Source organism: uncultured Microbacterium sp. (assembly GCF_937927635.1).
In the GTDB taxonomy this organism is placed as follows: domain Bacteria; phylum Actinomycetota; class Actinomycetes; order Actinomycetales; family Microbacteriaceae; genus Microbacterium.
In genome coordinates, this window is record NZ_CALBRW010000025.1 from 64,007 (window position 1) to 87,583 (window position 23,577).

A 23,577-nucleotide genomic window follows, 5' to 3' on the forward strand; every position below is an offset into this window, starting at 1 on the left:
CGGTAGCGTGGGGGGATGACGTCCCCTTCACCCTCGGATGCCCTGCGCGAGGCGTTCACGGACTCGGATCTGGGGCTGCGGCGCGGAATCGTCGAGCTCGCGCCGGCGTCGGATGCCTGGGCCAGGGTGTTCGCCGATGTGCACGACGTGCTGATGACGACCGCGCCGGCGACCGTCATCGCGGTCGAGCACATCGGCTCGACCGCTGTCGCTGGGCTGGATGCCAAGGCCATCCTCGATGTCGGGATCACCGTGCGCCCTGGGACGGAGCTCGCCTCGCTGGACGGCTGGCTGACCGGACTCGGGATGCTGGTGCGCGGCGACGGCAACGAGATCCGCCCTGACCGGATGTACGGCTATGAGCTGGAGCCGTGCATCCGCCTGGTCAACGTGCACGTCGTCGAGGAGGGCTCCGAGGGCATCCGCCGCTACCGCGCATTCCGCGACCACCTGCGCGCGCATCCCGACGATCGCGACGCCTACGGCGCGCTCAAGCGCGGCCTCGCCGCCCGGCATCCCGAGGACCGCCTTGCCTACATCGACGGCAAGGCGGACTTCATCACCGCTCGCCGCGGCGACGGGTCATGATCACGCAGCTCTGCGAGGACTTGCCGTCGAGCCCGGGGCTAAGATCAGGGCGAGGACGGGTGGTGATGCCATGCGCATCGTGATCGGAGCACCGGGCAACGGCGCACAGCTCAAGGACGCGATGAAGGCGTACCTGCAATCGGATGCGCGGGTGGACGAGGTGATCGATCTGTCCACGCCGGATGCCACCTATCCGGCGGTGTCCTTCAACGCAGCGCAGGCGATCGTCGACGGGCGCGCCGACCGCGGCATCCTGGTCTGCGGCACCGGCATCGGAACCGCGATCGCAGCGAGCAAGGTGCGCGGCATCCGCGCGGCGACCGCGCACGATCTGGTGACCGTTCGAGGCTCGGTGCAGAACTACGACGCGCAGATCCTGTGCATGGGCCAGAACGTGATCGCCCCGGCCGCCGCCGTCGCGCTCCTGGACGTCTGGCTCGACCTGCGACACGACCCGGACAGCGCCTACGCGCAGAAGCTCGTCGAGATCGCGAAGTTCGAGGCGGACTGACCCCGTATCAGCCGCCGGCCGCCTCAGTGTCCGCGGGCTCGATGGCCTCGCGTTTCGTCTTGGCCCAGCCCTTCGCGCCGGTGAGCTGGCGGAGCAGTGCACGGTACACGACCGGGTAGATGAGCCACGAGTACACAAGATACAGATGCGCGAGCACGATGCTGACGACGAAGCCCCACAGCCCAGTGCCCCTGCGCGCCAGCAGCACGCCGATGACGCCGGGCAGGGCGGAGAACACGTACGCGAGCACGACGATGAACACCGTGATCGGCGGGCGGGAGATCCCCGTCGCGAGGAACACGAGGCTCAGCACGACCGACAGGCCGACCCACGCCTGCACCACCGGAGTGAGCAGGTACCAGAGCTCATCGCACTTCGCCACCGCACCGATGTGCGGGTTGCGCATCGTCGGCCCGAGCAGGTCGAGCACCTGCCAGCCGCCCTGCGCCCAGCGCGTGCGCTGACGGTACAGCGCCCGCAGCGAGTGCAGGCCCTGCTGCTCGATGATCACGTTCGACGACTGCGCGCCCCGCCAGCCGGCGTGGATGAGCCGGAGCCCGATGTCCTGGTCCTCGGTGAGACGCCCCGCGCGCCAGGGGCCGACCCTGCCCTCGGAATCCTCGACGGCGATCTCGTCGAGAGCCGCCAGACGGTTGAACTGGCCGTTGCCGCCCATGTTCGCCGTCCCCCAGCCCGTGCGCCCCAGCTGGAACACCGTGCCGAAGACGCCGAACTCGAGATCCTGCGCGATGGTCAGCAGACCGCCCCTGTTGTAGATGCGCACCTGCGACTGCACCCCGCCCGTGCGCCCGTCGGCGAAGAACCGCGCCGCCCGGCCCGCCATCGGATCCAGCCGCCCGTCGGCGTCGACGATGGTCACGATGACCCGCTGCGGGTCCCATCCCCGGTACGTCCCCTCTCCGAGCACGACCCGGTGCAGGTACCGCCACGCGTCGTTCAGCGCCTCGGACTTGCCCTGCCTCGCGTTCGGTGCGACGCGCGTGAGCACGGTGAGATCGGGTTCGCGGATGCCGGCAAGCACCTCCCCCGTGCGATCATCCGATCCGTCGTTGATCACGAGGATGCGCTTGTGCGTGACGCGCACCTCGGAGAGCCGGCCCACCGAGTCGGCGATCACCGTCTCCTCGTTGAGCGCGGGCACCATGAAGACCCACAGGTAGTCGTCCTCGTCTGCGAGGTCCCCGCCGCTGGATTCTGCGCGGGCGGCCTTCCGAAGCTGCGAGCCGGCACGGATGCCGAGGATGACGAGCGAGACCGTCGAGAAGATCACCAGTGCAGCGGCGATGATGAAGATCGGCAGCGCCCAGAGCGGAAGCCCGTCGTAGATGTGCACGATGAAGTCGACGAGCTCGCCGAGCCACCGCCCCACCGCTGACAAGACCTCCTCAGGCGCCGGCATCGATCACGTCCTCCACCAGTCCGAGCCTGCGGCGCACGGCCGAGCGCAGGCCCGTGCCGTCCAGCTCCTGCGGCGGCGGACCATCGCGCAGCACGTGCTCGAGCGCCTGCACGATGCGTTCGGACGCTCTTCCGTCGCCGTACGGATTCGCCCTGGACGCCCTGCGGGTGTGCTCGGCATCGTTCTCGAGGAGCACCGTCGCCTCGCCGACGATGCGGTCGGTGTCGGCGCCGACGAGCACGAGGGTCCCCGCTTGCACGCCCTCCCCTCGCTCCGTGGTGTCCCTCGCCACCAGCACGGGTGTGCCGAGCGAGGGAGCCTCCTCCTGCACGCCGCCGGAGTCCGTGATGATGAGCCTGGCCGCGGCCATCAGCCTGGCGAAGTCGGCGTACTCGCGCGGCTCGACGAGGAAGGCGTTGTCGCGATCCGCCAGAGCGTCGAGCATGGGCTGCCGCGCGACGGGGTTCGGATGCATCGGCACGACGAACCGCGCATCGGCGTGCTGCTCCGAGAGCGTTCGCACGGCGGCGGCGATCCGGACGAGTCCCTCGCCCCAGTTCTCCCGGCGGTGCGCGGTCACGAGCACCAGGGGGTGGGCCGCATCGACCTCGAGCCCCTCCAGCCCTGCGCCGAACCCGCCCTCCTGGCCCGCGGCCCAGTGCAGCATGTCGATCGAGGTGTTGCCGGTCACGACGATCCGGTCGTAGTCGACTCCCTCGCGCACGAGGTTCATCTTGTTGTCGGTCGTCGGGGCGAGATGCAGCGCGGCGATGCGGGAGATCAGCTGGCGGTTCCCCTCCTCGGGGAACGGGGACAGCAGGTTCGAGGTGCGCAGCCCCGCCTCGACATGCACCACGGGGATCTGCAGGTTGAAGGATGCCAGGGCGGCCGCGGCCGCGGAGCTCGTGTCGCCGTGCACGAGACAGGCGACCGCACCGTCCACGCCCCGGCGCCCGTCTGCGACGTACTCGGCGGGCACCGTCTCGCTCGACCACACCCGGTCGATACCGACCATCACCCGCGCGAACATCGCGTTCAGCGTCGGACGCACGCCGTCGACGGGCTCCGATGCGTGCAGATTCGCGTCCACACGCATGCCCACCCGGCGGATGAGATCGTCCACGAGGTCGGTGTGCTGACCCGTGGAGATCACGACGGGCCGGAACGTGCCCGAGTCCTGCAGCGCCCGGATCACCGGGATCATCTTGATGGCCTCGGGTCTGGTCCCGATCACCACGAGCACACGTGTGCGCTCACCGTAAGGAATCATGCGCGCCCTCTCTCGCCGCATCACCCCGCCCTTCGCGAGGCCCCTCCCTCACGATAGCGATTCCCGCACGGGAATCAGGCCAGCTCGATGAGCTCCTGGTACTCGTGGTTCCAGATGTCCTCGACACCGTCGGGCAGGATCAGCACTCGCTCGGGGTTCAGCGACTCCACGGCTCCGGGGTCGTGCGAGACCAGCACCACGGCGCCCTCGTAGTGCGCGAGCGCACCGAGGATCTCCTCGCGGGAGGCCGGGTCGAGGTTGTTGGTGGGCTCGTCCAGCAGCAGCATGTTGGCCGAGGAGACCACCAGCGTCGCCAGCGACAGGCGCGTCTTCTCACCGCCGGAGAGGACTCCTGCGGGCTTGAGCACGTCGTCACCGGTGAACAGGAACGATCCCAGCACCTTGCGGGCCTCGGTCTCGGTGATGTCAGGTGCTGCGGACATCATGTTCTGCAGCACCGACCGCTTGACGTCGAGGTTCTCGTGCTCCTGCGCGTAGTAGCCGATCTTCAGCCCGTGGCCGGGCTCGAGCGTGCCTGTGTCGGGTCTGTCGACACCGGCGAGGATGCGCAGCAGCGTGGTCTTGCCTGCGCCGTTCAGCCCCAGCACGACCACCTTCGAACCGCGGTCGATCGCCAGATCCACGTCGGTGAAGATCTCCAGCGAGCCGTACGACTTCGACAGCCCGGATGCCATCAGCGGGGTCTTCCCGCAGGGCGCGGGCTTCGGGAAGCGCAGCTTGGCGACGCGGTCGACCTGGCGCACCTCCTCCAGGCCGCTGAGCAGCTTCTCGGCGCGGGCGATCATCTGGTGCGCGGCGGCGGCCTTGGTGGCCTTCGCCCCGAACTTCGCGGCCTGCAGCTGCAGCTGGGTGGCCTTCTTCTCTGCGTTGGCGCGCTCCTTCTTGCGGCGCTCCTCGTCGGCCACGCGCTGACGCTGGTAATTGCGCCAGTTCATGTTGTAGATGTCGATCACCTGGCGGTTGGCGTCCAGGTAGAACACCCGGTTGACGGTCTCGCCGACCAGCTCGACATCGTGGCTGATCACGATCAGCCCGCCCTTGTAGCCCTTCAGGAACTCGCGCAGCCACACGACGCTGTCGGCGTCGAGGTGGTTGGTGGGCTCGTCGAGGATCATGGTCCCGGCATCCGAGAACAGGATGCGCGCCAGCTCGATGCGCCGGCGCTGACCACCGGAGAGGGTCTTCAGCGGCTGGTCGAGGATGCGGTCCGGCAGCGAGAGGTTGTTGGCGATGGATGCCGCTTCGGCCTCGGCCGCGTAGCCGCCGGCGCTCTCGAACCGCTCGGTGAAGCTGGCGAACTTGCGCATGGCGCGCTCGGCGATCTTCGGATCGTCGGATGCCATGTTCATCGACGCCTGGGACATGCCCAGCTGCAGGGAGCCGAGGCCGCGGGCGTCGAGGATGCGCGTGCGTGCCAGCATCTCCGGATCGCCGGAGCGGGGGTCCTGCGGCAGGTAGCCCAGCTCGCCCGAGGTGGTGACCTTGCCCTCGGAGGGCAGCAGATCCCCTGCCAGCACCTTGGTGAGGGTGGTCTTCCCGGCTCCGTTGCGACCGACGAGTCCGATCTTGTCGCCGTCGGCGACGCGGAAGGACACATCCGACATGAGCACGCGGGCGCCCACGCGGATCTCGAGGTCGTGCACGGCGAGCACAGCAGCATCCGTTCTTCGAAGGTGAGAAAAGCGGCCGAATGGCCAGCTGACCAGTATACGTGGCCGCACCGGGGTCCCGTCCGCCGAGCGGAGTCACTGTCAGGGCGGTGTCACTGTCAGTTCGGTGTCACTGTCAGGGCGGTGTCACCCGAAGTACAGATCGTGATGCAGCTCGCAACGCGGGTTGAAGGCCGCGCCGCACGACGGGCACGCCGACACCGCCTGATACGCGGCCCTGCTCATGACGCTCCCGCACACCCCGCACAGCGCCACGACGGCGTCCGCATCCTCGGCGGGCCAGACCGTGCGCTCGTGCGCCACGGCCTCGTCGTGGCAGCGGAAGCAGGGATACCAGTCTCCGCAGCAATGGAAGCGCAGCGCGACGAGGTCGACGGCGCTGCGGTAGTGCACGCAGCGGCCCTGCGCATCCACCGCGGCTCCCCGCACGTCGATCCCGCCGATCGAGATCATCGTGCCAGTCCCCGCGCGGCCAGTGCATCGCCCACATCGTCGGCGTGCTTCATCGTGAGCACGAGCAGCGGCAGCACCGCGCGGGGCCCCAGCCGCACCCCGCGGGCCCGCTGCGCGTCGCGCACCTGAGTGGCGAAGCCCGCGATCACGGGGATCATGGCGATGGTCAGCGAGAGCGTGAGCGCCACCGCATCCGGATCCGCCCCCAGCCGCCTCAGCGGCCGCACGATGCGCCGGAAGACCTCCAGCAGGTCACCCATCCGCGTGGTGCGGGTGACCAGCTCGGCGAGCAGCAGCAGCGCCACCACCCGCCCGGTGCTGACGACGGCATCCGTCGCCGACGTCAACAGCCACAGCGCCCCGCCCAGCACGAGGATCAGCCAGCGCAGCCGCCACCACGCCTCGCCGAGGGCGCGCAGCGGCAGCGTTGCGACCGGATACAGCACCGAGACCGCGACCAGGACCGCCACCGTGCCGGGGATGCCCAGCCGCAGCAGCGACAGCAGCAGCGCGGCGACCGCCAGCAGCGCCAGCTTCCATCCCGCCGGCATCCGATGCAGGATGCCGTTCCCCGGCCGGTAAAGCGAGATCATGCGCAGCTCCGTCGGTAGTCCGCGATGATCTCACCGGGCTCGCCCACGGCGCGGACGGTGCCGTCGTCGAACCACACCGCCTGGTCGCAGCGCGCGGCGAGCTCCAGGTCGTGCGTGACCAGCACCACCGGCACGTCGAGTCCCAGCAGCAGTTCGCCGACGCGCTGCGCGTTGCGCAGGTCCAGCAGCGTGGTGGGCTCGTCGGCGACGACCAGGCCGGGTTCCGTTGCGAGCACGGCGGCGATCGCCAGCAGCTGACGCTGCCCACCCGACAGATCGGATGCCGGCACGTCGGCGTGCTCGGCCAGGCCGTAGCGCCCCAGGATCTCCGCCACGCGTGCGGCACGCTCCGCGCGCGGCACGTGCGGCAGCGACAGCGCGAGGTCCTCGGCCGGTGTCGGCATCAGGATCTGCGCCTCGGGGTTCGTGAACACGAAGCCCACATGCCGACGCAGCGCCGCCGCGTCCCGCACCGGGTCCAGACCGTGCACGCGCAGACTGCCGTTCGTGGATGTCCGCAGTCCGTTGAGCAGCCGCGCGAACGTGGACTTGCCCGAGCCGTTGGCGCCGATGATCGCGGTGCGCGCCGCCGTCAGGCGGAGCGAGACGTCGTGCAGCAGCACGGCGTCATCGACCGCGTACCCGACACCGGTGCAGCGGATCTCCGCATCGGTGATGTCGGGGTCAGCCCGCATGGACGACGCGCCGCGCGGCGGGGAACGCCCGCGGGTAGGCCCGGCGCAGGGCGACGGCCAGCAGCACCGCGACCACCGCCTTGATCAGGTCGCCGGGCAGGAACACCAGGCTGGAGAGGATCGTCGGGCCCAGCGGCACGCCGGTGATCAGTGCCTGGATCGGGATGCCGAACAGGTAGACGACGAGGATGCCGCCGACCAGCGCGGCGATGCCGGCGCGCCACCAGGTGAAGCGCGCGCCGTGCGCGATGAGGCCGATCACGACGACCCCTGCGATCCAGCCGATCATGTACCCGACCGAGGGGCCGACGAAGACCCCCAGCCCTCCGCGCCCGCCTGCCAGCACCGGCAGGCCCGCGGCGGCCAGCGCCAGCACCACGAGGATCGCCAGCGGCGCCCGCCGCGCACCCAGCACGAGGCCGGCCAGCATGACGCCAAGCGTCTGCGCCGTGATGGGCACTCCGCCGGGCACCGGCACCACGACGGTGCCGAGCACGACGATCAGCGCCGCGAACACGGCGATGCGGGCGAGATCCGCGCCGAGGGGGCGAGCGGATGCTGTCATGAGAGCTCCTTCCGGAAGCACACGGGTCACGCTTCCTGAACACTGTTCACCTGAACGATGTTCACTATACTGGTCCCATGCCTCCTGCTCGACACGATCGGCACAGCGTGGTCACCACGGCTCTGCGCCTGCTCGACGAGGTCGGCCTGCCCGACCTGTCCATGCGCCGCCTGGCGACTGAGCTCGACGTGCAGCCCAGCGCCCTGTACTGGCATTTCGCCAGCAAGCAGGAGCTGCTCGCGGCGGTGGCCGACAGCATCCTCCGCACCGTGCCGGAGCCGGATGCCCGGATTGCCCTGCCCGAGGTCGCGCGGTCCATCCGCGATGCCCTGCTGGCCTGCCGCGACGGTGCGGAGGTCGTGCTGAGCACCTATGCGCTGCGCCTCGGCGCGCGGCGGGCGCAGGATGCCCTGCTGGCAGCGCTGGGCGGCGGGGATCAGCCCGCCGCGGATGCGCTGTTCGAGTTCATCCTCGGCCACACGATGCTGCTGCAGCAGCGCATGCACGCGCAGAGCATCGGCGCGGTCGCCCCCGACGATGCCGATCCCACTCCGGATGCCGAAGCGGTGTTCACCGCGGGTGTCGACGGGTTCGCGGAGCTCAGCGCCCGCCGTCGCCCATCCTGAGGCCGGGCAGCAGCGCCAGGGCCAGGATGCCGAGGGCCATGGTCACAGGACCGGACACATCTAAGATTCGTCGTTCGTCTGCACGCGCGGCTTCTTTCGAAACAGTCCCCATGCCAGAACCGCTGCCGCAACCAGCAACACCACTCCCAGGGGAACGGTCAGAAAATGTGCGGCCAGCAGGGGAACGAGGACTGCATAATAGATGCCAACCGATACCAGCACAACCAAAATCACCGCGCCGAGCAAATGACGCACGATTCCCACCTCGCTTCGATTAGGGCCTCTCGGGGAGAGTCCGCGTTAGATTCCACCGCCGAAAGAGCAGGCGTAGTTCCCACCAAGTTTCGAGACAAACGTCACTGAGGCGTTGACCTGGATTCCGGTCAAGTTATCCGTGAATTTCCCCTGGCGGTAGCTGGTGTGTTTACCATGAGCGTTCTCGTATGCAGTCGAGTAATAATCCTGCGAGTTCACGATGCCGTCAAATACGTATGGAAACCCAGCCGTCCCGTAAAATCGTGCAGACGGATTCACCTGAGTGGTCCCGTTGTAGCTCCAGGACTTCTTGAGAGTAACTCGCATGATCTCCGCGCCCAGTGGGTTCTTCCACCACTTGTAGCATGTCCCGCTGTACGTCGCTGCAGTTTGTGCAGTATTCAGCGTGGTATCGTACACGAGTGCAGACCGAATCTGCCCGTCGGACCTGCCCGAATAACCTCCGGATTCCACTGGGATAGCGGACATAGCCCGAAGATCTCCCCAAGCCGACCGGGCCCTGTCTTGGTCGACTCCTTGGGCGACGGCCGCTGCAACAAAGGCGTCTTCTGTGTACCCCGCGATCGTCTGTTACCTGACCGCAGCATCCAATTCGTCATTAGCTGACGCCACGGTCGGTGACGTGATGGACAGAACTGCGGCCACAACACAAACAGAGACCAGCGTGATCTCTTATTCATTTCATTGCCCCCACCCGAACCAGTGCCGGCCCGGTATGTGCTCCATCGTGTCATGACCCCGCCCGACTCACAAGGTTCGCCGAGTTCAGCGCCCGCCGTCGCCCATCCTGAGGCCGGGCAGCAGCGCCAGGGCCAGGATGCCGAGGGCCAGCACGTACACCGTGATGTAGCCCACTCCCGCGATGGGCAGCAGCACGAATCCGAGTCCCGCCAGCGCGATGAGCACGGCGGACCCGGTGGAGTCGGCGATGGACAGCGCCGAGGAGTTGAAGCCCTCGTCGGCCGTGGTCGAGTACGCCAGGGTGAGCACCGTCAGTCGCGGGTACAGCAGTCCCATTCCCCCGCCCGCGAAACCCCAGCCGATCACCACCACCCACGGGTCGGCGTCGATGATGCTCACGAGCAGTGCGGCGCTGAACCCCACGGCCATGAGCACCGCGGTGATCCAGACGATGCGCCTTGAGCCCAGTACGTCGCCGTAGCGTCCCTGCACGGCGGATGCCCCCGACCACCCCAGTGCGGAGAGCGTGAGCGCCAGGCCGGCGACGGTCGGCGAGAAGTCGAACCTGTCGATGAGCAGCTTGGGGATGTACGCCTCGGCGGCGAAGAACGCACCGGCCGCGAGGCCGCGCATCAGCACGACGCTGGGCAGCCCGGCGGCCGCGCGCAGCGTGCCTGTGGGCAGCAGCGGCAGCAGCGCGATCCCGATCACCACGACGGCGACCGCTGCCAGCGGTCCGCCCAGCGCACGCCCGCCGAGACCCTCCGGCAGATCGGCGGCGAAGCCGACGGCGACCGCGCACACCGCCACGACGACAGCCAGCAGCATCCGGGTCACGATGCCGATCCGACGACGCGGTGCCGCAGTCGAGTCGGCGGCGGTGTTTTCGACGGGTGCCGCGTCTGCGGCATCCGCCTGCAGGGAGACGCCGCGCAGTCGTGCGGCGACCAGGGCGAAGGCCGCGGCGGTGAGGATCGCGACGCCGAGGAAGGCCCAGCGCCAGTGCAGGAACTCGGTGACCGCGCCGGCCAGGAACGGCCCGATCATCGACGGCACCACCCAGGCGGCGGCGTACGCGGCGAAGATCCGACCGTGCAGCTGCGGAGGATAGATCCGAGCCACCACGACGTACAGCGCGACGGTCTGCCCGCCGGCGCCGAGGCCCTGGATGAGGCGGCCGGCGATGAAGGTGAGCATGTCCGGCGCCAGCCCGGAGACGATCAGGCCGATCGCGAACAGGGCGACGGCCGTATACAGCGGCGCTCGGGGGCCTGCGCGGTCGCTCCATGCGCCGACCGCCACCATGCCGATCACACCGGTCGCGAGCGTCGCCGAGAACGCGACCGCGAACAGCGCCTGTCCGTGCAGATCGTCGGCCACCACCGGCATCACCGTCGTCACCGCCAGCGCCTCGATGGCGGCGAGGAAGATCAGCACCACGGTGCCGATCGTGATGCCCAGGCGTTCGCGGTCCCAGATCGTCGGCGCTGCGGAGGCGCTCACCCCTGTGCCGCGTCGACAGCGACGCGCGCGCGGGCGATGCGCTCGACGGCCTCGGTGAGTATCTCGGGACTCGTGCCGATGTTGATCCGGACGTATCCGGCACCCTCGGCGCCGAATGCAGGACCGAAGTGCAGCGCGACCCGCCCTTGGCGCAGGATCTGCTTGGCGGGGTTCGGCCCCCAGCCGAGATCCGTCAGGTCGACCCAGGCCAGGTAGCCGGCATCCGGCATCCGGTAGCGCGCCTCGGGCAGGTGCTCCGCCAGCAGGTCGGCCAGCAGGCGACGGTTCTCATCCAGCGCTGCCAGCAGGGAGTCCAGCCACTCGTCACTCTCCTCCGCGAACGCGGCGACCGAGGCCAGCATCCCGAACTGGCCGGTGCGCCACACCACCTCGATGGGCAGGGAGCGCAGCACCGCGGTCGTGGCGTCGGATGCCGCGATCATCAGCGCGCACTTCAGGCCCGCGAGGTTGAAGGCCTTGCTGGCGCTGGTGACCGCGTAGCCGATGCGCGTCGCAGCCTCACCACTGGCCAGGAACGGGGTGTATCCGGCATCCGGCTGCACCAGCGGTGCGTGGATCTCGTCGGAGACGACGGCGGCGCCGTACTGCCCGGCCAGGCGGGCCAAGGCGTCCAGGCTGTCTGCAGAGTGCACGGAGCCGGTCGGATTGTGCGGGTTGCACAGCAGCACGGCACGCGCGCCCCCGGCCAGAGCCTGCTCGATGCCGTCGAGGTCGAGCTGCCAGGTCGAGCCATCGTCTCGCAGCGGCACGCGCTCGACGACGCCGCCGGCCTCGGTGACCAGCTCGAAGAACGGCGGGTAGATGGGCGGGTTGACGATCACCCGCTCCCCCGGCGCGATGACGCGGCGCAGGATCTCGACGATGCCCATGCTGACATCGGCGGTGGTGCGGATGCGCGCGGGATCGACGCTCCAGCCGAAGCGGCGCTGCGCGAAGCTCGCGTACGCCTCGGGCAGCGGCGTGCGGGAGGCCACGTAGCCCGTATCCCCCAGCCGCACCGCGCGCTCGAGAGCAGTGGTGATGGCCGGGGCCAGCGGGAAGTCCGTCTCCGCTACGAACAGCGGCAGCACGTCCTCCGGGTACTCCCGCCACTTCTCGCTGCTGCGCTGTCGGAGCTCATCGAGGGAGAGGGCGCGGAGCGGGGTGACGGTCATGGGTTCGAGCCTATCGATCGCGGGGACGTCGAAGGGGCGCGGCCCATGGCCGCACCCCCTCGGAGCATTGTCTGGATTTCGACTCACTCGCCTTCGGCGTGTTCGCTCAATCTTGATATGCCCACGCGTCACGTCCGCTTCGCGGCCGTGACCCGCGACATATCAAATCGCGAAGCCGAGCGCGCGCATCATGTCGCGCCCGTCGTCGGTGATCCGCTCGGGACCCCACGGCGGCATCCACACCCAGTTGATGCGGAAGCGGTCCACCACGGAGTCCAGCGCCTGCGCCGTCTGCTCCTCGAGCACGTCGGTCAGCGGGCAGCCGGCACTGGTGAGAGTCATGTGGATCACCAGGGCGTCGTTCTCGTCATCCCAGGCGAGATCGTAGATCAGCCCGAGGTCGACGACGTTGATCCCGAGCTCCGGGTCCATGACGTCCTTCAGAGCCTCGGTGACCTCGTCGTACTTCTCGTCGGTCAGCGTTGCAGCCATGGTCCAAGCCTACGCTTCGATAGGTGCAGCGGGGTCGAGGAAGCGGTCGTAGCCCTCTTCCTCGAGACGGTCGGCGAGTTCGGCGCCGCCCTCCTCGGCGATGCGGCCCTTGACCACCACGTGCACGAACTGCGGACGGATGTAGCGCAGGATGCGGGTGTAGTGGGTGATGAGCAGCAGGCCCAGGCCGGTGGCGTCCTTGGCGCGGTTGACGCCCTCGGAGACGATCTTCAGTGCGTCGACATCGAGGCCGGAGTCGGTCTCGTCGAGCACGGCGAACTTCGGCTTGAGCACCTCGAGCTGGAGGATCTCGTGGCGCTTCTTCTCGCCGCCGGAGAAGCCCTCGTTGACGTTGCGCTGCGCGAACTTCGGGTCCATGCGCAGGTTGGTCATGGAGGTCTTGACCTCCTTGGTCCACTGACGGATCGAGGGGGCGGTGCCGTCGAGCGCGGTCTTCGCGGTGCGCAGGAAGTTCGTCACCGTGACGCCGGGGATCTCCACCGGGTACTGCATGGCGAGGAAGAGGCCGGCGCGGGCGCGCTCGTCGACGGTCATCGCCAGGACGTCCTCACCGTCGAGGGTGATGGTGCCGCCGGTGACGGTGTACTTCGGGTGGCCGGCGATCGTGTAGGCCAGGGTGGACTTGCCGGAGCCGTTGGGGCCCATGATGGCGTGCGTCTCACCGGTCTTGATCGTCAGGTCGATGCCGTTGAGGATCGGCGTCGTGCCCTGATCGGTCTCGACCGTTACGTGCAGGTCGCGGATCTCGAGAACAGACATTCAGACTTCCTTAAGAACAGTGGGGTCGATGAGCACGTCATCGCCGTCGATGTTCACGACGTAGACGGGGACGGGCTCGTAAGCGGGGAGGTTGAGGGGCTGGCCGGTGATGAGCGAGAAGCGCGAGCCGTGAGCCCAGCACTCCAGCGTGTCACCCTCGACGAAGCCCTCGGACAGCGAGACATCGCCATGCGTGCAGCGGTCGCCGATCGCGTGGATGTCGCCTGCGGAGTCCTTGACGATCGCGATCGCGACGCCGTCGAGCTCGACGCGCAGCGGCGTGTCCTGCTCGAGTTCGCTCGCGCCGCAGGCGCGATGCGCGGTCATGCCTGCACTCCGGCGAGCTCGGCGTCGATGGCGTCCAGCAGCTCGGTCTGCAGCTCCGGGATGCGGATGCGCTGTGCGATCTCGGTGAGGAAGCCCAGCACGACCAGGCGGCGCGCCTCGGCCTCCGTGATGCCGCGGGCCTGCAGGTAGAACAGCTGCTCGTCGTCGAAGCGGCCCGTGGCGCTGGCGTGACCGGCGCCGACGATGTCGCCGGTCTCGATCTCCAGGTTCGGGGTCGAATCGGCGCGCGCGCCCTCGGTGAGGACCAGGTTGCGGTTGGCCTCGTACGAGTCGGTGCCGGTGGCGTGGCGGCCGATGAGCACGTCGCCCACCCACACGCTGTGCGCACTGGCGCCGTGCAGGGCGCCCTTGTACAGCACGTCGCCGACGGTGTGCTCGCCCTTGTGGTGCAGGAACACCTGGCTCTCCAGGTGCTGACCGGAGTCGGCGAAGGTCAGGCCGTACAGCTTGCCGGTGGCACCCGTACCCGCGAGCTCGACGTGCGGGTTCACCCGCACGACGGCTCCGCCGAAGCTGACGATGAAGTGCGTGAGCTCGGCATCGCGGTCCACGCGCGCCTGGTGGGACGCGGCGTGGATGGCGTCCTCGGCCCACTGCTGCACGGTGATCAGCGTGAGCTTGGCGCCGTCGCGGACGATGGTCTCGACGTTCTGCGCATACTGCGCGGTGCCGGAGTGACGCATCACGATCGTGGCGGAGCTGTGCGGCAGCGCCTCGATCACGATGTGGGCGTCGGCACGGCCGCCGTTGCCGGTGATCTCGACGAAGATCGGGTCGCTGACGACCTCCTCGGTCGGGATCACCAGGTGCAGGGCATCCGTCGAGTTCTGCCACGCCACGGCGGCGATGAGATCCTCGGGGACGAAGAACTCGCCGCGGGGAGCCGCGCCTCGCGCCAGGGCGGGCTGCACGTACTGCTCGTGGCTGATCCTGTACGACACGCCGTCGTTCGCCGCGGCCGGCTCGAAGAGCGGCTTCAGCTGAGCGATCGGGGTGTGCATCCAGTTGACCTCGCGCCCGGTCGGCACGCCGAAGTCGGCGGGGTCGTAGGAACGGGGCCGCTCGTTGCGGACCTGCACCGGCACGGAGCCGGCCTTGGTCACCTGAGCTGCGGGGTCGATGTGCGCGCTTGTGCGCGGCGCCGCCTCAGCGGGCGCCTGTGTAGGGGCCGTCATCTCAGCCGACACTGCCTTCCATGCCCATCTCGATGAGCTTGTTCAATTCCATCGCGTACTCCATGGGCAGCTCGCGCGCGATCGGCTCGATGAAGCCGCGCACGATCATGGCCATGGCCTCGGTCTCCTCGATGCCGCGCGACTGCAGGTAGAAGAGCTGCTCCGCGCTGACCTTCGAGACCGTCGCCTCATGGCCGAGCTTGACGTCGTCGACGCGGATGTCGATCGACGGGTACGTGTCGGATCGGGACTGCGTGTCCACCAGCAGGGCGTCGCAGACCACGGAGTTGGATGAGTGGTGCGCGGTCGGCTCGACGCGGACCTCGCCGCGGTAGCCGGAGCGTCCACCGCCGCGGGCGATCGACTTGGAGACGATCGACGACTGCGTGTGAGGCGCGAAGTGCACCATCTTGGCACCCGCGTCCTGGTGCTGGCCGGGGCCCGCGAAGGCGACCGACAGGGTCTCACCCTTGGCGTGCTCGCCCATCAGGTAGATCGACGGGTACTTCATGGTGACCTTGGAGCCGATGTTGCCGTCGACCCACTCCATCGTCGCGCCCTCGTGCGCGATGGCGCGCTTGGTGACGAGGTTGTAGACGTTGTTCGACCAGTTCTGGATCGTCGTGTAGCGAACGCGGGCGTTCTTCTTCACGATGATCTCGACGACGGCCGAGTGCAGCGAGTCGGACTTGTACACGGGGGCCGTGCAGCCCTCGATGTAGTGCACGTAGCTGTCCTCGTCGGCGATGATCAGGGTCCGCTCGAACTGGCCCATGTTCTCGGTGTTGATGCGGAAGTACGCCTGCAGCGGGATCTCCACGTGCACGCCCTTGGGGACGTACACGAACGAGCCGCCCGACCACACGGCCGTGTTCAGCGCAGCGAACTTGTTGTCACCGGCGGGGATCACGGTGCCGTAGTACTCCTCGAAGAACTCGGGGTGCTCGCGCAGCGCGGTGTCGGTGTCCATGAAGATGACACCCTGCTCCTCGAGGTCGGCGCGGATCTGCCGGTACACGACCTCGGACTCGTACTGCGCGGTGACGCCGGCGACCAGGCGCTGACGCTCGGCCTCGGGGATGCCGATGCGCTCGTAGGTCTCCTTGATCTCATCGGGGAGGTCCTCCCACGACGTGACCTGCTGCTCGGTGGAGCGCACGAAGTACTTGATGTTCTCGAAGTCGATCTCGCTGAGGTCGGCGCCCCAGGTCGGCATCGGCTTGCGCTCGAACAGCGCCAGGCCCTTGAGCCTGTTCTTCAGCATCCACTCCGGTTCGGCCTTCAGCGCCGAGATGTCGCGGACGACCTTCTCGTTGAGACCGCGTTTCGCGCTCGCTCCGGCGGCGTCGGGATCGTGCCAGCCGAATTCGTACACCCCCAGTCCATCCAGCTCCGGGCGGTCGATCAGAACATCCGACATCACACACTCTCCTCAAACGGGCCGCAACGGTGTCATCCGCCCCGACACACCTGATCCCCGTCGAGTCTGCGGAGATCGGATGCCGCTGGTGGGCCCCATCATTCGGCGCTCGCATCGCGCCTAAACTGTGTGTGGTGGGCGCATGAATCCGCGCGTCCATCACAGCAATCCCGATTCTACAGGTTCCGCCTCGCGGACGGGCCGCAACCGTCCGCAGAGCGGTGCCGGAGGACCCATGCCCGGTAGCACCGCCCTGACCGATTCCGCCAACCCCTACGCGCTTCGCGACGTGGTCATCGGACGCCCGCTGCGGGTGTTCGCGTGGCTGTCGTTCATCGCGGAGATCCTCATCATCGGCACCGGCGGCGCCGTGCGGCTGACCGGCTCGGGACTCGGATGCTCGGACTGGCCGCTGTGCACGCCGGAGTCGCTGGTCCCGATCCTGGAGATCCAGGGCATCCACGGTGCGATCGAGTTCGGCAACCGCACCATGACCGGCGTCGTGGGCCTGATGGCCCTGGCCGTGGTGATGCTCACGCTGCACGCCCTCAGCGGACGGCGCCTGGTGATCCGTGCGGTGTGGTTCGCGCTGGGCGGCGTCGTGCTGGCCATCGGCGTGTACGCCGCCGCATCCGCTCTGGGCATCGTCGCCTCCGCGGCCCTGATGTCGGCGGCGCTGCTGCTGGCCGTGATCGTGGGCATGGTGGACTCGCTCCGGCAGACCGAGCAGCGCAGGGACCTGGCCGTGCTGGCCTGGCTGGTGCTGGTGGGTGTGATGGCGCAGGCCGTGGTCGGCGGGTTCGCCGTGATCAGCGACCTGAACCCGTTCATCGTGGGCTTCCACTACGCGGTGTCGCTGCTGCTGGTGTGCGTCACGGCGCTGTACATCGTGCGGCTGAACACGGCGCCGGGGCCGCGCGCGAGCGTCGTGCCCGGCTGGTTCACCGGTCTCACGCACGCCACCGGCTTCTTCCTGGCCCTGACGATCCTGTTCGGCGTGCTGACCACGGGCTCCGGCCCGCACTCGGGCGACGCGAACATCAAGCGGCACGGGTTCGACGCCACGTTCCTCGCGCACGTGCACTCCTGGCCCGGCTACATCCTCGCGGTGCTCGTGCTGACGCTCGCGGTGTCGGCGTGGATCCTCAAGCTCGCGCCGCGGAACTGGACGCTGGTGCTGATCGTCGCGATCCTCGTGCAGGTGGGCGTGGGCGTGCTCCAGGCGCGCACCGGGCTGCCCGCCATCGCGGTGGGCATCCACATGATCCTGGCCTCGCTGTCGGCCGCGGCCTACACCGTGCTGGTGACGAGGCTCAAGCAGCCAGTCGAGGGCTGAGGCGCCGGACGATCAGAACGGCAGCAGCGGGTCGATCGCGACGGCCACGAAGATCAGCGTCAGGTACGTGATCGAGGCGTGGAACACGCGCATGGGCGCCGGCTCCGAGCCGCGCAGCGCGCGGTTGTACAGGCGGTGCGACTCGTAGATGAACCAGCCGCCGAAGACCAGAGCGGATGCCGTGTACACGATGCCCATGTGCCCGATCGGCACGAGCAGCAGCGAGCAGGCGACGGTCGCCCAGGCGTAGAGGATCACCTGCAGGCCCACCTGGTATGCCGGACGGGTGACGCCCAGCATGGGCACGTGCACGTCGTCGTAGTCGTGCTTGTACCGCATGGACAGCGGCCAGTAGTGCGGCGGCGTCCACAGGAAGATCAGCACGAACAGCACGAACGGCGGCAGGGCCAGCGAGCCGGTGACGGCCGTCCAGCCGATCAGCACGGGGAAGCAGCCGGCGATGCCGCCCCAGATGATGTTCTGCTCGGTGCGGCGCTTGAGGATCATCGTGTAGATGACCACGTAGAAGAAGATGGCGATGACCGACAGCGTGGCCGCCAGCCAGTTCGTGAACACCAGCAGCCAGACCGTGGACACCACGGCCAGCACCCACGAGAACACGAGCGCGCCGCGCGGCGAGACCTCGCCGGTGACCAGCGGACGGTTCGAGGTGCGCTTCATGTGCACGTCGATGTCACGGTCCAGATACATGTTGAAGGATGCCGCGGAGCCGGCGCTCATGGCACCGCCGAGCACCGTGGCGAACACCAGCCACAGGTTGGGCACGCCCTCCGCCGCGAGGAACATGACCGGCACGGTGGAGACCAGCAGCAGCTCCATGACGCGGGGCTTCGTGAGTACGAAGTACCCGCGGATCTTCTGACCGAGCGAGTGGTCTGCGCGGGCGGTCTGCGATGTCGAAGAGATCGCGATCCCCTCCTTCTGGGCGTTCAGGGACACTCCTTCCATCTTATGGCGTCCGGCGTGTCGGGAGGACGCGCGGCCGAGGCGCCGGATCATGACGAAATGCGCCCTCGGCGCGGGAATCGTGACGAGTATGCTGAAACCACTCGCGTGCCCATTGCGCTGTGCATACATCTTCCGTGACGACGCGGACGCGCAGGAATACGGGCGCCTCCGAATGTGTCAGAAGGAGTATGACCGTGGCAGAGCTTGTATGGGATGAGATCGACCGTCGGGCGGTGGACACGGCACGTGTCCTCGCGGCTGACGCCGTGCAGAAGGTCGGCAACGGCCACCCGGGTACGGCGATGAGCCTGGCACCCGTGGCCTACCTGCTGTACCAGCGCGTGATGCGCCACGATCCCGCCGACGTCGACTGGCTCGGCCGCGACCGCTTCATCCTCTCGGTCGGGCACTCCTCCCTCACCCAGTACATCGAGCTGTACCTGGGCGGCTTCGGTCTGGAGCTGAAGGATCTCGAGGCGCTGCGCACCTGGGGCTCGCTCACGCCCGGTCACCCCGAGTACCACCACACCAAGGGCATCGAGATCACCACCGGCCCACTGGGCCAGGGCCTCGCCTCGGCCGTCGGCTTCGCCTACGCCGCGCGTTACGAGCGCGGTCTCTTCGACCCGGATGCCGCCGCCGGCACCAGCCCCTTCGACCACTTCGTCTACGTGATCGCCGGTGACGGCGACCTGCAGGAGGGTGTCACCAGCGAGGCGTCCTCGCTGGCGGGCCACCAGCAGCTGGGCAACCTGATCGCGATCTACGACTCCAACCAGATCTCCATCGAGGGCGACACCGATGTGGCGTTCACGGAGGACGTCCGCGCCCGCTACGAGGCATACGGCTGGCAGGTGCTCGAGGTCGACTGGCGTCGCACCGGCCACTACGTCGAGGATGTCGCCGAGCTGAACGACGCGATCTCGCAGGGCCAGGCCGAGACCTCCAAGCCCACGCTGATCATCCTGAAGACCATCATCGGCTGGCCGGCCCCCAACAAGTCCGGCACCGAGTCCGTGCACGGCAGTGCGCTGGGCGCCGACGAGGTGGCCGCCACCAAGAAGGTGCTCGGCTTCGACCCCGAGCGCTCCTTCGTCGTGGAGGATGCCGTCATCGAGCACACCCGCGAACTGGGCGCTCGCGCCGCCGAGGCGCGCGCCGCCTGGCAGGAGTCGTACGACGCCTGGGCCGCGGCGAACCCCGAGCGCAAGGCGCTGCTGGACCGCCTGGAGGCCGGCGCCCTGCCGGAGGGCATCGAGAAGGTGCTGCCCGTCTTCGAGGGCGGCACCGAGACGTCGACCCGTGCAGCCTCCGGCAAGGTCATCAACGCCCTCGCCGCCGAACTGCCCGAACTGTGGGGCGGCTCCGCCGACCTGGCCGGCTCGAACAACACCACCATCTCCGGGGCGCCCTCGTTCATCCCGGAGACCTGGTCCACGCACGAGTGGAAGGGCAGCCCCTACGGCCGCGTCCTGCACTTCGGCATCCGCGAGCACGCCATGGGCTCGATCCTCAACGGCATCACGCTGCACGGCAGGACCCGCGCGTTCGGGGGCACGTTCCTCATCTTCAGCGACTACATGCGCCCCGCCGTGCGCCTGGCCGCCCTGATGAACATCCCCAGCATCTTCGTGTGGACGCACGATTCCATCGCCCTCGGCGAGGACGGCCCCACGCACCAGCCGATCGAGCAGATCGCCACGCTGCGCGCCATCCCGAACTTCACCATCGTGCGCCCGGCCGACGGCAACGAGACCGCCGCCGCATGGCTGGAGATCCTGCGCCGCCACGGCGGCCCGACCGGCCTGGCGCTCACCCGCCAGAACGTCCCCACCTTCGCCCGCGGCGAGGGTGCGGCATCCGGTGACGTGTTCGCCTCTGCGACGAACACCGCCAAGGGCGCGTACGTGCTGGCGGAGGCCCCGAACGGCACGCCCGACGTCATCCTGATCGGCACCGGCTCCGAGGTGCAGCTGGCTGTCGCCGCCCGCGAGACGCTGGCCGCCGAGGGCGTGAACGCCCGCGTGGTGTCCGCCCCTTCGCTGGAGTGGTTCGCCGAGCAGGACGAGGCATACCGCGAGTCGGTGCTGCCGGCATCCGTCACCGCCCGCGTCTCCGTCGAGGCGGGCTCGGTGCTCAGCTGGCGCGGCATCGTGGGCGACCGCGGCCGCTCCGTCGGCATCGACCACTTCGGCGCATCCGCCGACTACAAGACTCTGTTCCAGAAGTTCGGCATCACCGCCGAGGCCGTTGTCGAGGCGGCACGCGAGTCAATCAAGGAGAACGCATGAGCACCCCCACCGAAGATCTCTCCGCCGCAGGCGTCAGCATCTGGCTGGACGACCTGTCCCGCACCCGCATCCACTCGGGCAACCTGAAGGAGCTGATCGAGACCCGCAATGTCGTCGGCGTGACCACCAACCCGACGATCTTCGCCAACTCGATGACCAACCCCGACGACACCTCGTACGACGCCCAGGTGCACGAGCTGGCGCAGTCCGGGGCATCCGCCGTGGATGCCGTCTTCGCCGCCACCACGCAGGACGTCCGCGACGCGCTGGACGTGTTCCGCCCCGTCTACGACGCGACGGACCACGTGGACGGCCGCGTCTCGATCGAGGTCTCCCCCGATCTCGCCCACGACACCGAGGGCACCATCGCGCAGACCAAGGAGCTGTGGGAGCGCGTCGACCGTCCCAACCTGCTCGTCAAGATCCCCGCGACCAAGGCGGGCCTTGCCGCCATCGAGGCCGGCATCGCTGCAGGCATCAGCATCAACGTCACGCTGATCTTCAGCCTGCAGCGCTACGCCGAGGTCATCGACGCGTACCTGTCCGGCCTGGAGAAGGCCAAGGCCGCCGGCATCGACCTGTCCACGATCCACTCGGTGGCGTCGTTCTTCGTCTCCCGCGTCGACACCGAGACCGACAAGCGTCTGGCCGCCATCGGCACCGATGCGGCTGCGGCACTGAAGAGCAAGGCGGGCCTGGCCAACGCGCGCCTGGCGTACGAGCTGTACGAGAAGACCTTCGCGGGCGACCGCGCCAAGGCCCTCCTCGACGCCGGCGCCACCCTGCAGCGCCCGCTGTGGGCGTCCACCGGCGTCAAGGACCCGGCGCTGCCCGACACGCTGTACGTGACCGGTCTGGTCGCCCCGGGCGTGGTGAACACCATGCCCGAGAAGACCATGGAGGCCACCTTCGACCACGGTGTGGTCACAGGCGACACCGTCACGTCGACCTACGCCGAGTCGCACCAGGTGTTCGACGACCTGAAGGCCGTCGGCATCGACTTCGACGATGTCACCCAGGTGCTCGAGGACGAGGGCGTCGCCAAGTTCATCGACTCCTGGCACGGCCTGCTGGACATGGTGACCAAGGGGCTGGAAGCCGCGCGATGACCGTCTCGGTGCACGTGACGCAGTCCGCGAGGGACGCGGTGGAGCGGGTCATGCCCGCTCTCGTCGCCGACCTCGTCGCGTCACGTGTCACCGCAGGCGACACCACGCTGTGGGGACCGGAGGCCGAAGCGGATGCCGCCGTGCGGCTCGGCTGGGTCACTCCGGTCTCCCCCTCGGACCCGCTGGTCGCCGAGATCCTCGCACTGCGGGACGAGCTGCGGGCGGGTGGCATCGACCGCGTCGTCCTGTCCGGGATGGGCGGGTCGTCGCTGGCTCCGGAGGTCATCACCGCCACCGCCGGCGTCGAGCTGACCGTGCTGGACTCGACAGCACCCGCGCAGGTGCTGGCGGCCCTGGATGCGGATCTCGCGCGCACCGTGCTCGTGGTCTCCTCGAAGTCGGGCACGACCGTCGAGACCGACTCGCATCGCCGAGCCTTCGAGGCCGCGTTCGCCGATCTCGGCCTCGACCCCGCCGCACACATCGTGGTCGTCACCGACCCGGACTCCCCGTTGGACGCCTCCGCGACCGCAGCCGGGTACCGCGTGTTCCGCGCTGATCCGAACGTGGGCGGGCGCTATTCGGCACTCACCGCCTTCGGCCTCGTGCCTGCCGGGCTGGCCGGCGCCGATATCGCCCAGCTGCTCAGCGAGGCCGAAGCGTCTCTGCTGGAGTTCGCCATCGACGACCCCGACAACCCGGCGCTGCGGCTCGCCGCCGCGATCGCCGGGACCGAGCCCCGTCGCGACAAGCTCGCGATCGTGGCCGACGGCACCCGCGTCGAGGGTCTCGGCGGCTGGATCGAGCAGCTGCTGGCGGAGTCCACCGGGAAGAACGGCACCGGCATCCTGCCCGTCGTGATGCTGCCGGTCTCGCCAGAACTCGAGTCGCGCCCTGCCGATCTGCAGGTCGTACGACTCGTGGACGACTACGCCGACGCCTTCCACCTGCGCGACCGGTACCCCGGAGACATCCTGGTCAGCGGCGACCTGGGGTCGCTGTTCCTGCTGTGGGAGCACGCCACCGCCATCGCGGGCCGTCTGCTGGGGATCAATCCCTTCGATCAGCCCGACGTCGAGTCCGCGAAGGCCGCCTCGCGCGCGCTGCTGGACACCCCGCCGCAGCCCTCCGCACCGACCTTCGTGCAGGACGGCGTCGAGGTGCGCGTCAGCGACCCCGCGCTGGCGGCATCCGGGACTCTCGCGGGCGTCCTCGACGCCCTCTGGGCGACGCTGGCCGACGACGGGTACGTGTCCATCCAGGCCTACGCGAACCGTCTGGACCTCGAGCAGCTGCCCGGCCTGCGCGAGCTGGCCGCCGCCGACTCCGGCCGGCCCACCACGTTCGGCTGGGGTCCGCGATTCCTGCACTCGACCGGCCAGTACCACAAGGGCGGTCCCGCGCAGGGCGTCTTCCTGCAGATCCTCGAGCGCACCGACGTGGATCTGGAGATCCCCGGTCGCCCCTTCACGTTCGGCCAGCTGATCCAGGCGCAGGCCGCCGGTGACGCCGCTGTCCTGGCCGCTCACGGCCGCCCCGTCGTCTCGTTCACCGTCACGGATGCCGTGGACGACGTGCTCACCCTCTTCACCGCAACACAGTGATTCTTC

At 68.8% G+C, this 23,577-nt stretch carries 23 protein-coding genes; 7 read left to right on the top strand and 16 right to left on the bottom strand.

Annotated elements, in window-relative coordinates:
* The first annotated feature begins 15 nt into the window (after positions 1-15).
* Together Q0568_RS12485 and Q0568_RS12490 are read left to right on the top strand one after the other, a co-directional pair.
* Positions 16-588 carry a GrpB family protein gene (locus tag Q0568_RS12485; RefSeq protein ID WP_298866990.1) on the top strand — a complete coding sequence of 191 codons (573 nt, stop codon included), beginning with the start codon at positions 16-18 and terminating at the stop codon, positions 586-588.
* A 70-nt stretch (positions 589-658) separates the two neighbouring features.
* The gene (locus Q0568_RS12490; protein WP_298866992.1) at positions 659-1,099 is read left to right on the top strand and encodes an RpiB/LacA/LacB family sugar-phosphate isomerase; all 441 of its coding nucleotides are present in this window, start codon (positions 659-661) and stop codon (positions 1,097-1,099) included.
* Between the two features lie 7 nt (positions 1,100-1,106).
* On the opposite strand, the gene Q0568_RS12495 is transcribed toward Q0568_RS12490, so the two are convergent.
* From Q0568_RS12495 to Q0568_RS12525, 7 genes are all read right to left on the bottom strand, one after another.
* Positions 1,107-2,519, bottom strand: a complete 1,413-nt coding sequence (locus Q0568_RS12495) for a glycosyltransferase family 2 protein (protein WP_298866994.1) — start codon at positions 2,517-2,519, stop codon at positions 1,107-1,109.
* Positions 2,506-3,789 carry a non-hydrolyzing UDP-N-acetylglucosamine 2-epimerase gene (gene wecB / locus Q0568_RS12500; RefSeq protein ID WP_298866996.1) on the bottom strand — a complete coding sequence of 428 codons (1,284 nt, stop codon included), beginning with the start codon at positions 3,787-3,789 and terminating at the stop codon, positions 2,506-2,508. The genes Q0568_RS12495 and wecB overlap by 14 nt, the downstream gene beginning before the upstream one ends.
* A gap of 74 nt (positions 3,790-3,863) precedes the next feature.
* Entirely contained in the window at positions 3,864-5,462 is a 1,599-nt protein-coding gene (abc-f, locus tag Q0568_RS12505) for a ribosomal protection-like ABC-F family protein (protein ID WP_298866998.1), read from the bottom strand.
* 144 nt (positions 5,463-5,606) lie between these two features.
* A complete protein-coding gene (locus Q0568_RS12510) occupies positions 5,607-5,933 on the bottom strand; it encodes a CHY zinc finger protein (RefSeq protein WP_298867003.1) in 327 nt (108 codons plus the stop codon).
* Positions 5,930-6,526, bottom strand: a complete 597-nt coding sequence (locus Q0568_RS12515; protein ID WP_298867005.1) for an energy-coupling factor transporter transmembrane component T — start codon at positions 6,524-6,526, stop codon at positions 5,930-5,932. Before Q0568_RS12515 ends, Q0568_RS12510 begins: the two co-directional genes overlap by 4 nt.
* Entirely contained in the window at positions 6,523-7,221 is a 699-nt protein-coding gene (locus tag Q0568_RS12520; RefSeq protein WP_298867007.1) for an ABC transporter ATP-binding protein, read from the bottom strand. Before Q0568_RS12520 ends, Q0568_RS12515 begins: the two co-directional genes overlap by 4 nt.
* Positions 7,211-7,786 (bottom strand): biotin transporter BioY, encoded by a 576-nt coding sequence (locus Q0568_RS12525; protein ID WP_298867009.1) that lies wholly within the window; start codon positions 7,784-7,786, stop codon positions 7,211-7,213. The genes Q0568_RS12520 and Q0568_RS12525 overlap by 11 nt, the downstream gene beginning before the upstream one ends.
* Before the next feature lie 77 nt (positions 7,787-7,863).
* Between Q0568_RS12525 and Q0568_RS12530 the strand changes: the two genes are divergently transcribed.
* Complete coding sequence (locus tag Q0568_RS12530) at positions 7,864-8,412, top strand: TetR family transcriptional regulator (protein WP_298867011.1); 549 nt, start codon at positions 7,864-7,866, stop codon at positions 8,410-8,412.
* 60 nt (positions 8,413-8,472) lie between these two features.
* Here Q0568_RS12530 and Q0568_RS12535 read toward each other — a convergent pair whose 3' ends face one another.
* The 8 genes from Q0568_RS12535 to sufB all read right to left on the bottom strand — a co-directional run bounded on the left by Q0568_RS12535 (position 8,473) and on the right by sufB (position 16,262).
* Positions 8,473-8,667, bottom strand: coding sequence for a hypothetical protein (locus Q0568_RS12535; RefSeq protein ID WP_298867013.1), 195 nt, complete (start codon positions 8,665-8,667; stop codon positions 8,473-8,475).
* A 786-nt stretch (positions 8,668-9,453) separates the two neighbouring features.
* Positions 9,454-10,872 carry an MFS transporter gene (locus Q0568_RS12540; RefSeq protein WP_298867015.1) on the bottom strand — a complete coding sequence of 473 codons (1,419 nt, stop codon included), beginning with the start codon at positions 10,870-10,872 and terminating at the stop codon, positions 9,454-9,456.
* Positions 10,869-12,047 carry an aminotransferase class I/II-fold pyridoxal phosphate-dependent enzyme gene (locus tag Q0568_RS12545; protein ID WP_298867016.1) on the bottom strand — a complete coding sequence of 393 codons (1,179 nt, stop codon included), beginning with the start codon at positions 12,045-12,047 and terminating at the stop codon, positions 10,869-10,871. The genes Q0568_RS12540 and Q0568_RS12545 overlap by 4 nt, the downstream gene beginning before the upstream one ends.
* 162 nt (positions 12,048-12,209) lie before the next feature.
* Complete coding sequence (locus Q0568_RS12550) at positions 12,210-12,539, bottom strand: metal-sulfur cluster assembly factor (RefSeq protein WP_298867018.1); 330 nt, start codon at positions 12,537-12,539, stop codon at positions 12,210-12,212.
* 9 nt (positions 12,540-12,548) lie between these two features.
* Positions 12,549-13,319, bottom strand: a complete 771-nt coding sequence (gene sufC / locus Q0568_RS12555; protein WP_298867020.1) for a Fe-S cluster assembly ATPase SufC — start codon at positions 13,317-13,319, stop codon at positions 12,549-12,551.
* Positions 13,320-13,646 (bottom strand): non-heme iron oxygenase ferredoxin subunit, encoded by a 327-nt coding sequence (locus tag Q0568_RS12560; RefSeq protein ID WP_298867022.1) that lies wholly within the window; start codon positions 13,644-13,646, stop codon positions 13,320-13,322.
* On the bottom strand, positions 13,643-14,842 hold the full coding sequence (gene sufD, locus Q0568_RS12565) for a Fe-S cluster assembly protein SufD (protein ID WP_298867024.1): 1,200 nt from the start codon (positions 14,840-14,842) through the stop codon (positions 13,643-13,645). The genes Q0568_RS12560 and sufD overlap by 4 nt, the downstream gene beginning before the upstream one ends.
* Before the next feature lies 1 nt (position 14,843).
* Positions 14,844-16,262: a Fe-S cluster assembly protein SufB gene (sufB, locus tag Q0568_RS12570; protein ID WP_298867026.1), complete on the bottom strand. Its 1,419-nt coding sequence runs from the start codon at positions 16,260-16,262 to the stop codon at positions 14,844-14,846.
* Positions 16,263-16,497: 235 nt separating this feature from the next.
* On the opposite strand from sufB, the gene Q0568_RS12575 reads away from it, so the two are divergent.
* A complete protein-coding gene (locus tag Q0568_RS12575; protein ID WP_298867028.1) occupies positions 16,498-17,598 on the top strand; it encodes a heme A synthase in 1,101 nt (366 codons plus the stop codon).
* Positions 17,599-17,610: 12 nt separating this feature from the next.
* On the opposite strand, the gene Q0568_RS12580 is transcribed toward Q0568_RS12575, so the two are convergent.
* Positions 17,611-18,531 (bottom strand): heme o synthase, encoded by a 921-nt coding sequence (locus Q0568_RS12580; protein ID WP_298867290.1) that lies wholly within the window; start codon positions 18,529-18,531, stop codon positions 17,611-17,613.
* 230 nt (positions 18,532-18,761) lie between these two features.
* Between Q0568_RS12580 and tkt the strand changes: the two genes are divergently transcribed.
* Genes tkt through Q0568_RS12595 form a run of 3 tightly spaced genes read left to right on the top strand, consistent with a single transcriptional unit; the run spans position 18,762 to position 23,571 of the window.
* Positions 18,762-20,858 carry a transketolase gene (gene tkt, locus Q0568_RS12585; protein WP_298867029.1) on the top strand — a complete coding sequence of 699 codons (2,097 nt, stop codon included), beginning with the start codon at positions 18,762-18,764 and terminating at the stop codon, positions 20,856-20,858.
* Complete coding sequence (tal, locus tag Q0568_RS12590; protein ID WP_298867031.1) at positions 20,855-21,967, top strand: transaldolase; 1,113 nt, start codon at positions 20,855-20,857, stop codon at positions 21,965-21,967. The genes tkt and tal overlap by 4 nt, the downstream gene beginning before the upstream one ends.
* Entirely contained in the window at positions 21,964-23,571 is a 1,608-nt protein-coding gene (locus Q0568_RS12595; protein ID WP_298867033.1) for a glucose-6-phosphate isomerase, read from the top strand. Before tal ends, Q0568_RS12595 begins: the two co-directional genes overlap by 4 nt.
* Positions 23,572-23,577: the final 6 nt, after the last annotated feature.